Here is a 14,279-nt window from a genome sequence, read left to right on the forward strand (position 1 = left end):
TGGTTGGGTAGGTTCAATTGCTGTGCCAAAACCGACCTAAATCATAACGCAAAACGATAATGTATCGTATAAATCCGATGAAATCCGCAAATTGCTATGTATAAAGAATGCCCTATTGAATGGCGGGAAGTAACCTGGTACTGACCTCACCAAAGCCTATGCGTACCCCGTTTTTTTCGCAGTAGCCCTTAAGGGTTACCGTATCATTATCCGCGATGGAAGTCCGGGTTTCGCCATTGCTGAGTGCTACAGGTTTGGTTCCCTGCCAGGCCAGTTCCAGCATAGAACCGTAAGAATCCGGAGTGGGCCCGGAAATGGTTCCGCTACCCATCATATCACCACTGTTAATTTTGCAGCCATTAACGGTGTGATGGGCCAGTTGCTGCGCCATGGTCCAGTACATATATTTAAAGTTGGAGCGGGAAACCGTGGTTGGCTCTCCATTTTCAGGGGTGATGGCGACCTCCAGGTGAATGTCGAAGCTCTTATCTCCATTTTGCCGCAGATAGGGCAGGGGAGCTGGGTCTTGTGCAGGGCTGGCCGTCCTAAAAGGTTCCAGAGCGTCCATAGTCACGATCCAGGCCGAAATAGAACTTGCGAAATTCTTTGCAAGGAAAGGCCCTAGTGGCACGTATTCCCATTTTTGAATGTCCCTTGCACTCCAGTCGTTAAACAATACCAGACCAAAAATGTAGTCTTCTGCCTCCTCAACGGATATTGGATCGCCCAAGACATTGGCATCTGTGGTAATAAAGGCCATTTCCAGTTCGAAATCCACAATTTTCGAAGGGCCGAAAACCGGCTCTGAAGCCCCCTTGGGAAGCGTTTGGCCTTTTGGCCTCCGTATTGGAGTGCCACTTGGGATTATGGTTGAACTCCTGCCGTGATAACCCACGGGGATATGCAGCCAGTTGGGAAGTAAGGCGTTTTCAGGATCCCTGAACATCTTTCCTACATTGGTAGCGTGCTCCTTGCTGGAATAGAAATCAGTGTAATCCCCGATTTGCACCGGAAGCTGCATTTCTATTTCATCCAGGGTGAACAATACTATTTTGCGGTGTTCTTCATGATCTCTCAGGGCCGGGTTGGAGCTTTCGAACAGCTCGCTAATGCGGTTTCGGACCAGTCGCCAGGTCTTTTTGCCATCGGAGATAAAGTCGTTCAGGCTGTCTTGTAGAAAAATATCATCCGTCAGCGGAATTCCCTCGAAATACCCCAGTTGATGAAGTGCTCCCAAATCAATAGCGTGATCGCCAATGCGGGTGCCTATTGTTATGATATCATCCCTGGTCAGAAAAACGCCAAATGGAATGTTCTGTATCGGAAAATCTGAGTCTTTCGGTACATTTAACCAGGAAGTTCTGGAAGGATCATTTGTTTTATGAGGCATGTTCGGATTGTTAATTTTTCTTTGATAAATTCCTGATCAAATATATTATTTTCTTCTTATTAACGGGTGGCAATTTGTACTTTTACGCCTCATTTAACAGAAACAAAAAATCATGCAAAGAGACCAGCAAATTTTTGATCTGATCGAAGCGGAAAAAACCAGACAGCTCGATGGTATAGAACTAATTGCCTCTGAGAATTTTACCAGCCCGCAGGTTATGGAAGCCGCGGGGTCGGTGCTTACCAACAAATACGCTGAGGGCTATCCCGGAAAGCGCTATTACGGAGGTTGTGAGGTGGTGGATCAGGTAGAGCAGCTGGCCATAGACCGGGCAAAGGAGCTTTTCGGCGCGGTTTACGCCAATGTGCAACCACATTCCGGCTCCCAGGCCAATGCGGCTGTGTATCACGCCTGCCTGCAGCCCGGAGATACCATATTGGGCTTCGATCTATCCCATGGTGGGCATCTTACGCATGGTTCCCCGGTAAATTTTTCCGGGAAGTTATATCGCCCGGTTTTTTACGGTGTTGATGAAGAGACCGGAGTGCTCAATTACGACAAGATCCAGGAAATTGCCACCAAAGAACGCCCAAAGCTGATCATTGCAGGTGCTTCTGCCTACTCCCGGGATATGGACTTTGCTAAATTCAGGGAGATTGCCGATAGTGTGGACGCCTTTTTGCTGGCTGATATCGCGCATCCGGCTGGTCTTATTGCCAAGGGGATACTGAATGATCCCATTCCACATTGCCATTTTGTAACTACGACTACCCATAAGACCCTTAGAGGCCCGCGGGGCGGTCTCATCCTGATGGGACAGGATTTTGACAACCCTTTTGGGATTCGTCTCAAGAACGGAAACCTTCGAAAAATGTCTGCACTTATAAACCTGGCGGTATTCCCCGGTAACCAGGGAGGGCCCTTAGAGCATATCATTGCAGCTAAGGCTATCGCATTTGGCGAAGCCCTGTCCGATGAGTTTCTGCATTATATGCTACAGGTTAAAAAGAACGCCGCAGCCATGGCCGCAGCATTTGTAGAAAGAGATTACAAGATCATCTCCGGTGGTACGGATAACCATATGATGCTGATAGACCTGAGAAATAAAGGGGTTACCGGGAAAGATGCAGAAAATGCACTGGTTAAAGCGGATATCACCGCTAACAAGAATATGGTACCCTTTGATGATAAATCGCCTTTTGTTACTTCAGGAATCCGATTCGGAACGGCCGCGATCACGACCAGGGGATTGAAAGAGGATGATATGGGCACTATCGTTTCTTATATTGACGAGGTACTCAGCGCACCGGAAGATGAAGGGGTGGCAGAAGAAGTTCGTAAAAAAGTAAATGCACTAATGGCGGGTAGGCCGCTCTTTGCAGGATAGTTACAATGCCGTCAATGGAAAACCAATAGCCCTATTTATCGGTTTTCCATTATATCTAATGATTGAGCAGATATAGATCGCCTGAAACAATAGATTTGTTGCTCAGATCATAGATTACGGCATCATCTTCTGAGTCAAAATATAAGCCCCAGAATCCAAAGTAATCCTTAGTTTGATTATCCGCTTCCCTGATTTTAGAAAGCGTATAATCATTTTCAGGTATAGTATCTTCAAAGACTGGGACGTAGATCTCAAACGGCGTTTCGGAGAGCCCTTTGGTGAAATAAACATAATGTTCGGCAATAGTACTCAGAATACTTCCTAGCTGGTCCTTGATACTATTGCTATATATTTTTTTGACAATGATGGAGCAATCGTTCAGAAACAAACTGAACTCCTCCACGTCTATTGAAATCTCATTTAATTCCTGAAGCTGATCCAGAGCTCGTGCAAAGGAAGAGTTGGGTGGCAGGTCTTCCTCCTCAGATAAATTACCTCCCCAGGTTCCTTTCTGCAGATGATACAACATTTCCAACAGGTCCAGATTGCAATCCATCTCAATGACCAGATTTTCAGTCTTCGCGGCTTCCTTGAAACAAATCCTGATAGACACTTCCGAAAAATAGTCGCGCTCTAATGTCTTCTTGAAGGTTTGAAAACCGTGAAGCTGTGGATTATCATCCAACCTCAGTTTGAGATTATTTTTGAAATTTTCTAGATGTATTGACATAGCAATCCAGAAGTTAAGGATTAGGTTTTTTCAAAATTACCTTTAAAAAGTCATAGGGAGTTATAGAAAAACCTTAGAATTACTATGGTTTTTCTCTGGATTTTAATCTGGTCTAAGGCCTCCGGGGAAGGGCAAAGAGAGAGGGATGGCCTTGATTTTCAGGAGTTAAATGAAGCCTCTGTTCCTGGATTCGGTGATCAAGGCCTGGTCATTTTGTTTCTCTACACCAAAAAGCGCTTTTAAATGACGCTTGCGATTTTCAATGCTTGGGAGTGATAGGGAGATATGATTTACCATGTCCTTGGTTTTTGTGCCAATGGAAAGATGATAGAGGATCTTTTTGTCGTTCTCATCCAGGTTAATATCGTTAGCCATCTTCTTCCTGATGGCAGCCAATGCCTTTTGAGTATAGTAAGGTGGATTGGTAAGTACGGTCCTTACCATGGCCTGGAGGGATTTCTGGTCTATCTCTGTTTTTACCATATATCCATCGGGGTCTACCGATTTCATGATACTGTTGATACGATAGTTATCGCTGAAGGACGACATAAATACAATTTTGGATTCCGGGGAGATGTCCCGGGCCAATATCCCAAGGTCTTCCCCGGACTTGGCCGGGCCTCCGCCATTAGATTGCGCCAGCTGAATATCCAGCAAAAGGATATCGTATTTAAAGGACTTTAAGGAGCTTTCCAGTTTTGCCTTGGCCTCCTCAAAGGTCTTGGCCGTATCCATATGAACCTGGTAATCCTCAAAATCAGTATCCTCCAGGATAAACTTGTATCCCAGGGTGGTCATTTCATGATCGTCTACGGCCAATATTCTAATAATACTCATCCTTTTTTAATTTATGCTTCCTGTAAAACGGCATCTTCAAACGGATCCATTTCCTGACCCGAAGCCTGAATCTCATAGGGCACTTTTACTGACACTGTGGTGCCCGCTCCAATAGCGCTGACTACATCCCAACTTCCCCGTAGTTTTTCTACCCTGGACCTGATATTCTTATGACCTATTCCCTTTTTGCCTTTTTTGGTGTCAAATCCCTTTCCATTATCCCGAAGTTTTACCAGTATATGGTTTTCATCCGCATCAAAACTGAGTTTTACTTCAGTAGCCTCCGCATGTTTGATACAATTCTGAAGTCCTTCCTGAACAATGCGGTAGAGGTTGATCTTTATATCTCCCCGGATGGCGTCCCATTCCAGGTCTCCGTTGTGATCAAAGGTGTAATTCAGGCCTGCGGGGCTGGCAATGGATTTGAGGAGATCTTCAATGGATAATATAAAGTTATGGAATTTTTGATAAGCTGAATCGTTCAATTCATGAGAAATGGTCCGTATTTCTTCCTGAACCTGTTGCAGTTTTTCTATGGCCTGAGACCGCATGGAGACCGCGCTGTCGTCCGTCTTCTTATTCAGGCCCAGTAAGACCATGCGAATGCCGTTCATCTGGCCTAGTATACCATCGTGCAACTCCTCAGAGATCCTTTTTTGTTCAGATTGTTTACCCTCTTCGATCTTTTGGTTTTGGGATAACATCAGGTTAAAGATCTCTTCGTTGTTCTGCTGTTGCTGTTGCTCAAACTTTAACTTCTGGTTCCGTACTCTCTGGCGGATGATCACAAAGACCAGCACTGCCAGTATGAACAACCCCAGCGCGATCCCGATCCACATTTGCCTTTGCCTGGCCAGAAGCTCGTTTTCCGCAATGAACTCATCCGTCTCAAAACGGATACGGGCAAATTTGTTCCGCATTTGGCGTTCTACCTGTTGCAGGCTGTCGTTTAGGGTAATGTATTCCCGGGTATGGGCGGTTGCATTCTCCGGGTCTATACGCGTAAGCAGTTGCAGGGTTTCCAGCAGCCGTTTGTTATTGGAGCTTTGAAGTGCATACTCTTTGGCTTCCAAGGCATAGGCTAAGGCCGCTGCCGTATCCTCCTGTGCCAGGCCGAATTCCGCGAGATGGTATTTGCTGCGGGCCAGCCCTATATAATCCGCAATGCTGTCCCTTACCTGTCTTGCCTCCTCCAGGTCCGCTTTAACTCGGGTCACTGCACCATTCTTAAAGCGGCTATAGGCCAGATTGTCTAAAGTCCGCGCGTACAATTGCGGCTTTTCTGCACGTAGTTCCGGATCCTTTAGGACTTCTTCAAAATAGGAAATCGCTTTGGAATGCTGGCCCTGTTGCTGGAATACCAAGCCCAGATTGTTTAATGTACCCAGGTATTTGGTTCGGTCACCCGGGCTGTTGTCCAGATAAGACAAGGCCTGACCGTAATAGTCAGCAGCGCGTTCGTAATCCTTTAATTCTGTCGTAATCAAACCCAGGTTGTTATAGCAATTGTAGAGCTGTTGCTTCTTATTTAGGGGTTTGAGTAATTCTATGGCCCGGATGGTAGTGATCTCACTGCCGGTATAATCCTTTACCCGACCCTGCTCTACAGCCATATTATAGAGCATTCTTCCCGAGAAATATTCATTACCCTGGGCCTCAAAGATCCGTTGTGCTTCGGCATAATTGAAATAGGCACTATCAATAATAGAGTTGCGGGAATAAAAGGAAGCCAGGTCCCAATAGGAAGTCCCCAGAACGGTGGAATCCGAAATTTGTAAGGCTACTGCCAGGGCCTGTTGGTTAGATTTGCGGAACTGGGCGGAGTCGTTCAGCCGGAGGAAGGCCAGGGATACATCGGACAGCAGTTTGGTTTTTACGGTATCATTCGGCCTGTTTTGCACTTCGTCAAAAGCTTTAAGTAGCAGGGACCTTCGGATGACCACATCAATGGAATTGTCCCTTCCCTTGGCTACCCATGCCTGTATACTGTCAACCCGGGAATCCGCTTGTTGGGGTGTATTTTTGGTACTTTCTTTACAACCCAGGACCAGGAGACAGCAAAATGCCAGGCATGTAACAAATTGCTTCAAGAATTTTCCGTATTTACGTACTGTATTATGGTATAAAAATAAAAAAAGAGCCTTAAATAGGATGTACTTAAGGCTCTAAGAGGTGTTTTTATTTTAGATTAGCCGTGACAATTAGTCTCTATCATCATTGTCAACCTGACCGCCATCCGTGGCGTCCGAATCGCTAAGATTCTCATAAAGTGCCTGAGTTTCTTCTATACTGCTATCATCTTCGCATGAAAATAAACCTACACACATTACTGCTACTGCAAAAATACTCAATACCTTTTTCATAATTTGAAAGTTTAAGGGGGATTAGTTGTTGTTTTTGATTGTTTGTTTGCTATCGCTAAGCTAGAATTCGCGTTAGCCATTTGCACCGGAAAGAAAAAAGTTTTAGTATTTGCCCCTTTTTTGCGAGTATTTGTACTTTTTTTAAGAGGATTTTACTAGTTGAGGGTAGAAATGGTGTTTTTTGAAAGGTTCCTCTTAAGACCGTCTATGTTGGCCCGGTAGGATTTTGAAAAGGGCAATTGGGTGTTGTCGGTTTTTAATGCACATATGGATTTCCCATAATTGATCCTGGAAACATAATTGATGTTCAGGATATAACTCTGGTGCACTCTGACAAAATTATCCGGAAGCTGTTTTTCGAATGTTTTGAGGGTTTTAAAAGCACTGATCACCCTGCCATCTTTCATAATAAAATCAGTGGCATTGTTATCCGCCTTCAGGTACAGTATCTCATCGGTATCCAGGTAATGGAAATCCTTATAAGACTTAAGGCAAATGGTTTGGGAGGTTGCCTCCTTGGGCATTTGCTTCTTTAACCTTAAGATGGTTTTGCGAATGTCAAACTCATTATAGGGTAGTAACCAGTAATCAAAAAAGTTGTTCTTGATGGCTTCGTAGGCGTATTCTTTGCTTTTAGAAATGCCAATTAAGACAGGAATGTCCTGAACATACTGATGTAATTCCTTTACCATACTGAAATAGGAAAAGGCCTTATCATTCAGATTTACAAAAACAATATCGGGACTAAATTTCAGGATAGCATTAAGGCCGTCATCGGCATTTTTGGCTTCACCTACACATGTGAAATCTCCGTAACCTTCCAGGTAGTGCTGTAGTTGCAGATTGGAGGCAGCATCGGAATCTATTATGTTGTAGGTATATTCCATTGCTAGTTTTGTTGGGCACAAATTAGGAATACAAATTGAGAAAGTATTATAGATTTACCATAGAAAAACTAAGGTTTTCGTTATAATTCACTGAAAATGAGCATTCTTTGAGCGAAAAATCCTTCACCCGTCCGTCGAAGTGCAGATTTCTTAGTTGTCTGGTACGTACTGAAATGCGCCCAGGTCCGGCGGGCTGGGGCGATCCACGCCTAAAAGGTCCAGCGGAACGGCTAAGCTTCCCTGTGGGTCACCAGCGCCAATAGCGGCGGAATTTTCCCCGATACGGAAGTCGTTTTTCGCGGTGCTTAGAAATTCAGCCTCGGCGTTGAGGATGAGCCCGGAATACAGGCTGTTATCTGTAAAGTCGTATAAAGGGTTTCCCGTAAACTGCTCACCGGTATCCCGGAATTGCAGCATACAATTAAGAAAGCTGAAATTGAAGGTATTATTTCCATTTGCCTGAAGCGCTAATTCAAGCGAGGTATTTCCATCTATAATGCAGTTGAGAAACTCTGCTCTTGTGAGATCCTCATCCAAAGTTCCGCCACCGGAAACATTTTCAGTATTGCTCAGTTGCAGTGCTGCCCCTATTCGGAAACCGTTGCTCCAATAGTTGGCAATCGTACTGTGAATAAAAACATAGTCTCCTCCTAAGCTACAGGAAAGGGATGCATTTCCCGCGTTTCCCAGAACCAGATTGCTGCCTTCAATGACGCTCGTCCTGGCCCAGAGATTTGTGGTGGCACTGTTGTGGATCTGGCTGTTGGAAATACTGAGCGTGGGTTGGGGGTTACCCATACCTCCTTCAACCAGCATTCCAACGGTAGCGTTTTTTATGGTGAGGTAATTGACAGTGTTCGCGGCACTGCCCGGGGCAAGCCATATCGTGCCCCACTGGCCAGAAATATTGGCAAAATCGGGTTCCAGGCGGTCGCCTTCAAATATTACCTCGTTTTCCAAAAGCTCCTGGTCCGCACTGAGGCTTCCGTTGACTTGCAAGCTCCCCCCTGAGCCGACCAGCAAACCGGAATTCTCGTGAAAATGTACCCTGGCACCGGCATTTACGACCAGGGTTTTACCATCGCCTATTGCGGCATAACCGTAAATTACGTAGGGTTTCTCATTGGTAAACAGAAGCTCCTCATCTTCCAGAAGAAAGCCTTCGATCCGAATTTCATTCCCCTGCTCATCTATTCCCAATAACAGACTTTCCTTGCTACCGTTAGACAGCGTCCCTGGAAAAAGGAAAACCGCATCCTTAATCAGGGTTACCAGAGGTACCTGCTGCTCGTTAACACCAGAATCAAAAACAATGGCGTCCGTGTAGAGGAATTCGTTCTGATTTTCCGAACTGACGTCAAAGGTAGTTTCAATAAAAATGAACAGACTGTCCCTTGCGAGTATGGGAACGTCCGTGAAGGTCTTACCGGCCTCCCCGTCCACATTTAAGCGGTAATTGCTGGCAGTTCCCTGCCCGAGTCCCACGCTGGGTATCAGGATATCGTTCCCGGTGCGGTTATAGACCTTAAGGCTGTAAGTGCTGCTGCCTATGTTGGTAAAGACAGTGTCCAGGAAGACAGTATCTTTTGAGAATTCCAGCCTTCCAATATTCGGGGCGTATTCGAAATCCTTCCGACAGGAAAACCACAGCATTGCCAGCAACAGGGCTAAGAGTGGAACAATGTAAGATCTTGCTTTGCGCATTTTTAGGCCTTAGCTTCAAATACCTCACGGATCAGGTCGGAGATGCGCATAGGTCTTTGAGTTTTTGCGTTCAGAAGACACCATTTGGTCTTTGAGGATACTAACGGGGTATTTGTGCTTTCATTGTGCATTTCTACCGCCCGTATTGAGGTTGCTCCGGTACTTTCCACCACAAAGGTCTTTATTCGGATCCGGTCTCCCAATCTGGCCGGATTCCGGTAATCCACATTGTGATTAAGCACAACCCAGACCACCTGCTCCCTGAGTTGCTTCGGGGCCCTTTTTTGCCAGTGTTCCTCAGAAATATCCTGGATCCACTGTATATATCGCACATTGTTCACGTGGTCCAGGAAATCCAGATCATCTGCGGTGACCTCAATGAACTTTTCATAGATCTCCATCTTCCTTTTTCTTGATCCTGACTTCAAACAATTTGTCCCAATTCTTACCAGTTACAAAGAATGTACCCCTTTCCGGGTGGTAGGCGACTCCGTTGAGTACATCGAGCTTGTCATGCTGTTTTACGCGCTTTTTGAGTCCACCGAAATTAATAACCCCTTCAATAGCACCGCTTTTGGCATCGATGATCATCATGCTTTCTTTCTGCCAGACATTGGCGTAGATCTTTCCGTCGACATATTCCAATTCATTGGCTTTGTTGAAAATAGACTTATTGGTAACCGTCTGGATATATCCTTCTTCTACCAGGGTTTCCGGATTGAGGATCCATATCTTTTCAGTACCGTCGCTCTTATAGAGTTTTTTTCCGTCGTTGCAAAGGCCCCAACCTTCTTTACTTTCCCCGTACTGAAAACTATCCGATCTTTTCAGGCTGCTGAGATCGTAAATAAATCCCATTCTTTTCTGCCAGGTTAGCTGATAAACCTTGTCGTTCAATATGCTTATTCCTTCACCGAAATATTCCTTTTCCAGATCCGTCTGTTGCAAAACCTTTCCTGTCCGGTAATCTATTTTTCTCAGGAAGGATTTCCTGCCTTTACCGGAACCTGTTCCTTCGTAAAGCGTATCATTGTGAAATTCCAACCCCTGAGTAAAGGCCTCAATATCATGTGGGTATTCCTGAATCACTTCGTAAGTATAGATCTCCGGAGGCATTTTGGCCAGTACCTTTATTTTTTTGTCTATGGCGATGGAATTCCCTTCGTATGCTATTTTGGCTTCCAGTAGTTTGTTGCCCAGTTTTTCAATGTCCAGTACTATTTTGCCCGACTGGAAGGGCAATTCCTTTCCGTCAATAAAATAGCTGACATGGTCTATGGTCTTACCTTTTTTGTTTTGGATGGAAACACCAACGCTTTCTCCCTGCTGGAGCTGTTTCCTGTTTCCCTCAATTTGGATATCGAAAAGGTTCCTGGGGTTGGTTTCGCCCCCGCAGGCCAGGAAAAAGATGAGGATGCTACAACTAAAGAATTTCATTAAACCCATCGGATGTTTCATTTGATTTCTGGATTGCTCCGCATTTTAACTTTTAAAAATCGCCAGGCGATCATGCTGTTTTTGTACAGGGCTAAAATACTAATGTAAGCTGAGATAAGACAAAATTTGACTTTTTTTTACCAGTATTATAAACGGCCCAAATTTTAATTCATGCTATGAATAATTCCTGTGGAAATGATTTCTCTTCAAGGAAAAGGTTGTATCTTTGCAGTTGGCAAGTCCTACACGACCAGCTCCTGCAAAATCCCCCAGGGCGGGAACGCAGCAAGGGTATGCGGTCGTAGCGGTGCGATGTAGGTAGCTTGCCTTTTTTTGTACCCGGAATTCAACGCTTCGTTCGTTGGATTTAGAATTTCCCTCTTTATTCGTTTCTTTGTGACCAATGGACAGCAAGGTAGTTTTAATCACCGGCGGATCTTCTGGTATAGGCAAGGCCATAGGCCAATACCTGAATACCAAGGGATACAAGGTTTACGGCAGCACCAGGTCTTTGGAGAAGCACGCGGATTTTAAAGACTTCCGACTGCTGGAACTGGATGTCAGAGAAGCTGCCAGTATAGGTAAAGCTGTAAATCAAATTATTGATCTTGAAGGCAGGATAGATATTCTGATCAACAATGCAGGCGTTGGCATCACCGGACCGGTTGAGGAAACGCCCAGAGAAGAGATCCAAAAGGTTTTTGATACGAATTTCTACGGTCCACTAGGAGTAAGCAGAGCGGTACTACCGATCATGAGAAAACAGGGTGGGGGATTCATTATCAATATCACTTCTCTGGCCGGTTTTATGGGGCTCCCGTTCCGCGGATTTTACTCCGCTTCTAAAGGAGCCCTGGAGTTAATGACGGAAGCTCTTCGGATGGAAACCCGGAGTTTCGGTATAAAGATCGCAAATTTAGCGCCTGGAGATATCGCCACGAACATTGCCGCGGGCAGGTATCACGCTCCTTCCAAACCCGGTTCACCCTATGAATCTACTTACGGAATGTCTCTGGAGCTGATGAATGAGCATGTAGACCAGGGAATGGATCCCAAACGGGTGGCGGTGAAGGTCCACAAGATCCTGAATACCGCAAACCCCAAAGTACACTATACCATAGGCAGCCCTATGCAAAAGTTTTCCCTGATCTTAAAGAAAATTTTACCGGACAAAGTGTATGAGAGGCTACTTTTAAACCATTATAAGTTGTAGTTTTGTGATCTCAGAAAATTGCTTTATTAACCGCGTTTTAAGGCGCAAAATTCGCATCAACTATGAAGTTCTTTATCGATACAGCCAATCTTGACCAGATCCGGGAAGCTCAGGAATTAGGAGTTTTAGACGGTGTCACAACTAATCCGTCCCTTATGGCCAAGGAAGGGATCACTGGAAGAAATAATATTCTAAAACATTACGTGGATATCTGCGAGATCGTAGATGGTGATGTTTCCGCTGAAGTGATCGCTACAGACTTAAAGGCTATGATCAAAGAAGGTGAGGAACTTGCAGACCTGCATGAGCAGATCGTGGTTAAAGTTCCTATGATAAGGGATGGTGTTAAGGCATTGAAATATTTCTCGGACAAGGGGATAAAAACAAACTGCACTCTGGTGTTTTCGCCGGGTCAGGCACTACTTGCAGCTAAGGCTGGAGCCAACTATGTCTCTCCCTTCCTCGGTCGCTTAGACGATATCTCTACGGATGGTCTGAACCTGATTTCCGAAATTCGCCTGATCTACGATAACTACGCTTTTGAAACGGAGATCCTGGCTGCCTCTATCCGGCATACCATGCACGTTATAGACTGCGCCAAACTGGGAGCGGATGTCATGACCGGACCTTTGTCCGCTATTGACGGACTCCTTAAACACCCACTGACGGATATCGGACTGGAGAAATTCCTGGCAGATTACCAGAAGGGAAACTAAGGGTTCCTTTACACGTTCCATAACAACGAATATAGCCCTGCTTTGGTTAGTTAGTCCGGATCAGGGTTATCTTTTTCAATACCAAAATGGATTTTGAGGAAACTTAGAAGGAGGTATAGACATTCGCAAAAGCATCCACTATACGACCGTCTTTTGCGATGATACTTTTAAAAGGATCATAGACGATCAGGGTATGGGCAACATCTTCAAAATCACCAGCCCAGAACTGTTCCGTTTTGTCCAGATTATGGGCTTCTACGAGGGTCTTCCAACGAAGTTTGTCCGTCCTAAGGTTGATCCCCACGAAAGTGTATTCCGGGTGCTTTTTCTTAAGTTTCGCAACCCGCTTCTTGATATTTTTAAAATGCCCCAGTTCTACCCCGGACCAGAAGTAAAATACCACCTGACGGCCATTGGCTATGTCCTTAAGAGAAACCTGATTGTCTTCGGAATCCGTCACCAAGACATCCGGAATTTCCTTGTTGGGTTGTATTTTCTTAATACCCTCGTAGAGATTATTGATCTCCTCAATATGTTTGTTGTTTCCGGAAAGTTGATGGAATTCGTCAATGAAGGCTTTGATATTATCTTCGCAATCCGGTTTCAGGAGATAGTCTACGGCTACATTCCTAAAGAGGTTATCTCGTAATTCCTTTTGTTTGATCAGGGTATCTATGCACTTTAGTTTGTGCCGGTTAAAATGTAATTGATTGTGAGCAACTGAAACGCTACCTCCACAGTCTTTCCTGCAGGCCATATAAGAGAGGTTGCCCACGTGATACTTCATAAAATTATAGTAGGGCCTCAGGTAGGTGAGATGTTCGTTCTCAAAGTCAATCTGTTTGCGATAGTCGTAAAAACCTTCGGGAAGCACGTGAAAGTCTTTGTCTCCGGATTTCTTTTTGTGATAAAAGGGATAGGCTTCCCTGCTGATATAGTTTGTATAAGTAATCCCGGATCGGGCAATTTCATAGGCCCCGTCGGATAACCTGGACTCCGCATTGAGATCATTCAGTAATTGAAGTTTATCGTCCTTCAGGGAATCTATGCTCTTTATAAAATCTTCGGGTTCCAGCTTGTAAAGGGAATACACATGTTCCTCTTCGCTTTCGTTGATAAGAAACATTTCTAGAAGGAAGTTATTGACTTCTTCTCCTTTACCGGAAAACACCAATGACTCGTCAAACTCGGTAGTATTCAACCTTGCCTGAAGACTATCTCCCTTTTCAAAATAAATGTATTGAAGTTCCGGATGGTGATAAAAATGGTGTAGCCCTTCGCTAACGGAGTCTAGCGAGAAGCTGAACCTGTTATTGGCATCCAGTCGGGCAGAATCAATAACCTGGTCTCCCTTGTACAGGACGACATAATCGTTAGTAGGATTTATGATTTCACCTGCGAAAAACACAGTAGGGGACATCTTTTCTTTTTCTCCACATGACGCCAACAAGAAAAGAGCAATACAAACTATAATTTTATTCATAGAATAATTTATGCCGTAATGCAACAAAACTACGGAAACCACTAGGCTTCACTTGTTAATGGGGCGTTAAAAAAACCTAAGGGAAGTTAATAAATCGACCATTTGTAGGAGTTTTAAGATTATTGGTGCAAG

General features: G+C 44.7%; 13 protein-coding genes and 1 other RNA gene. 4 read left to right on the top strand and 10 right to left on the bottom strand.

Annotated features, from left to right (window positions below; all coding sequences use genetic code 11):
* Positions 1-112 precede the first annotated feature (112 nt).
* Positions 113-1,390: a fumarylacetoacetase gene (fahA, locus tag GTQ38_RS15430; protein WP_161436456.1), complete on the bottom strand. Its 1,278-nt coding sequence runs from the start codon at positions 1,388-1,390 to the stop codon at positions 113-115.
* A 112-nt stretch (positions 1,391-1,502) separates the two neighbouring features.
* Between fahA and glyA the strand changes: the two genes are divergently transcribed.
* Entirely contained in the window at positions 1,503-2,777 is a 1,275-nt protein-coding gene (gene glyA, locus GTQ38_RS15435) for a serine hydroxymethyltransferase (protein ID WP_161436457.1), read from the top strand.
* 55 nt (positions 2,778-2,832) lie between these two features.
* Here glyA and GTQ38_RS15440 read toward each other — a convergent pair whose 3' ends face one another.
* From GTQ38_RS15440 to GTQ38_RS15475, 8 genes are all read right to left on the bottom strand, one after another.
* Positions 2,833-3,507, bottom strand: a complete 675-nt coding sequence (locus GTQ38_RS15440) for a hypothetical protein (protein ID WP_161436458.1) — start codon at positions 3,505-3,507, stop codon at positions 2,833-2,835.
* A 165-nt stretch (positions 3,508-3,672) separates the two neighbouring features.
* Positions 3,673-4,344 carry a response regulator gene (locus GTQ38_RS15445; RefSeq protein ID WP_161436459.1) on the bottom strand — a complete coding sequence of 224 codons (672 nt, stop codon included), beginning with the start codon at positions 4,342-4,344 and terminating at the stop codon, positions 3,673-3,675.
* A gap of 11 nt (positions 4,345-4,355) precedes the next feature.
* Positions 4,356-6,434, bottom strand: a complete 2,079-nt coding sequence (locus tag GTQ38_RS15450; RefSeq protein WP_161436460.1) for a tetratricopeptide repeat protein — start codon at positions 6,432-6,434, stop codon at positions 4,356-4,358.
* A gap of 111 nt (positions 6,435-6,545) precedes the next feature.
* Complete coding sequence (locus tag GTQ38_RS15455) at positions 6,546-6,707, bottom strand: hypothetical protein (RefSeq protein WP_161436461.1); 162 nt, start codon at positions 6,705-6,707, stop codon at positions 6,546-6,548.
* Positions 6,708-6,862: 155 nt separating this feature from the next.
* Positions 6,863-7,594 (bottom strand): LytR/AlgR family response regulator transcription factor, encoded by a 732-nt coding sequence (locus GTQ38_RS15460; RefSeq protein WP_161436462.1) that lies wholly within the window; start codon positions 7,592-7,594, stop codon positions 6,863-6,865.
* 150 nt (positions 7,595-7,744) lie between these two features.
* Positions 7,745-9,298, bottom strand: a complete 1,554-nt coding sequence (locus GTQ38_RS15465; RefSeq protein ID WP_238857971.1) for a hypothetical protein — start codon at positions 9,296-9,298, stop codon at positions 7,745-7,747.
* 2 nt (positions 9,299-9,300) lie between these two features.
* Positions 9,301-9,699, bottom strand: a complete 399-nt coding sequence (locus tag GTQ38_RS15470; protein WP_161436463.1) for an acyl-CoA thioesterase — start codon at positions 9,697-9,699, stop codon at positions 9,301-9,303.
* Complete coding sequence (locus tag GTQ38_RS15475; RefSeq protein WP_238857972.1) at positions 9,686-10,756, bottom strand: glutaminyl-peptide cyclotransferase; 1,071 nt, start codon at positions 10,754-10,756, stop codon at positions 9,686-9,688. Before GTQ38_RS15475 ends, GTQ38_RS15470 begins: the two co-directional genes overlap by 14 nt.
* A gap of 212 nt (positions 10,757-10,968) precedes the next feature.
* On the opposite strand from GTQ38_RS15475, the gene ffs reads away from it, so the two are divergent.
* The 3 genes from ffs (at position 10,969) to fsa (ending at position 12,664) form a co-directional block, all read left to right on the top strand.
* Positions 10,969-11,067, top strand: an RNA gene (gene ffs / locus GTQ38_RS15480) — signal recognition particle sRNA small type.
* A gap of 71 nt (positions 11,068-11,138) precedes the next feature.
* Positions 11,139-11,948, top strand: a complete 810-nt coding sequence (locus GTQ38_RS15485) for an SDR family oxidoreductase (protein ID WP_161436464.1) — start codon at positions 11,139-11,141, stop codon at positions 11,946-11,948.
* Between the two features lie 62 nt (positions 11,949-12,010).
* Entirely contained in the window at positions 12,011-12,664 is a 654-nt protein-coding gene (fsa, locus tag GTQ38_RS15490) for a fructose-6-phosphate aldolase (protein ID WP_161436465.1), read from the top strand.
* Between the two features lie 103 nt (positions 12,665-12,767).
* Here the strand turns inward: fsa and GTQ38_RS15495 are convergent, their stop codons facing one another.
* Positions 12,768-14,147, bottom strand: coding sequence for a transaldolase (locus tag GTQ38_RS15495; protein WP_161436466.1), 1,380 nt, complete (start codon positions 14,145-14,147; stop codon positions 12,768-12,770).
* Positions 14,148-14,279 lie beyond the last annotated feature (132 nt).

Source organism: Poritiphilus flavus (assembly GCF_009901585.1).
GTDB lineage: Bacteria > Bacteroidota > Bacteroidia > Flavobacteriales > Flavobacteriaceae > Poritiphilus > Poritiphilus flavus.

Excerpts from the sequence above, each read along its gene's own strand:
- GTQ38_RS15445 (WP_161436459.1), bottom strand. The coding sequence starts at position 4,344 with ATGAGTATTATTAGAATATTGGCCGTAGACGATCATGAAATGACCACC.
- glyA (WP_161436457.1), top strand. The coding sequence starts at position 1,503 with ATGCAAAGAGACCAGCAAATTTTTGATCTGATCGAAGCGGAAAAAACC.
- GTQ38_RS15495 (WP_161436466.1), bottom strand. The coding sequence starts at position 14,147 with ATGAATAAAATTATAGTTTGTATTGCTCTTTTCTTGTTGGCGTCATGT.
- GTQ38_RS15470 (WP_161436463.1), bottom strand. The coding sequence starts at position 9,699 with ATGGAGATCTATGAAAAGTTCATTGAGGTCACCGCAGATGATCTGGAT.
- fahA (WP_161436456.1), bottom strand. The coding sequence starts at position 1,390 with ATGCCTCATAAAACAAATGATCCTTCCAGAACTTCCTGGTTAAATGTA.
- GTQ38_RS15440 (WP_161436458.1), bottom strand. The coding sequence starts at position 3,507 with ATGTCAATACATCTAGAAAATTTCAAAAATAATCTCAAACTGAGGTTG.
- GTQ38_RS15455 (WP_161436461.1), bottom strand. The coding sequence starts at position 6,707 with ATGAAAAAGGTATTGAGTATTTTTGCAGTAGCAGTAATGTGTGTAGGT.
- GTQ38_RS15475 (WP_238857972.1), bottom strand. The coding sequence starts at position 10,756 with ATGAAACATCCGATGGGTTTAATGAAATTCTTTAGTTGTAGCATCCTC.
- GTQ38_RS15460 (WP_161436462.1), bottom strand. The coding sequence starts at position 7,594 with ATGGAATATACCTACAACATAATAGATTCCGATGCTGCCTCCAATCTG.
- fsa (WP_161436465.1), top strand. The coding sequence starts at position 12,011 with ATGAAGTTCTTTATCGATACAGCCAATCTTGACCAGATCCGGGAAGCT.
- GTQ38_RS15485 (WP_161436464.1), top strand. The coding sequence starts at position 11,139 with ATGGACAGCAAGGTAGTTTTAATCACCGGCGGATCTTCTGGTATAGGC.
- GTQ38_RS15465 (WP_238857971.1), bottom strand. The coding sequence starts at position 9,298 with ATGCGCAAAGCAAGATCTTACATTGTTCCACTCTTAGCCCTGTTGCTG.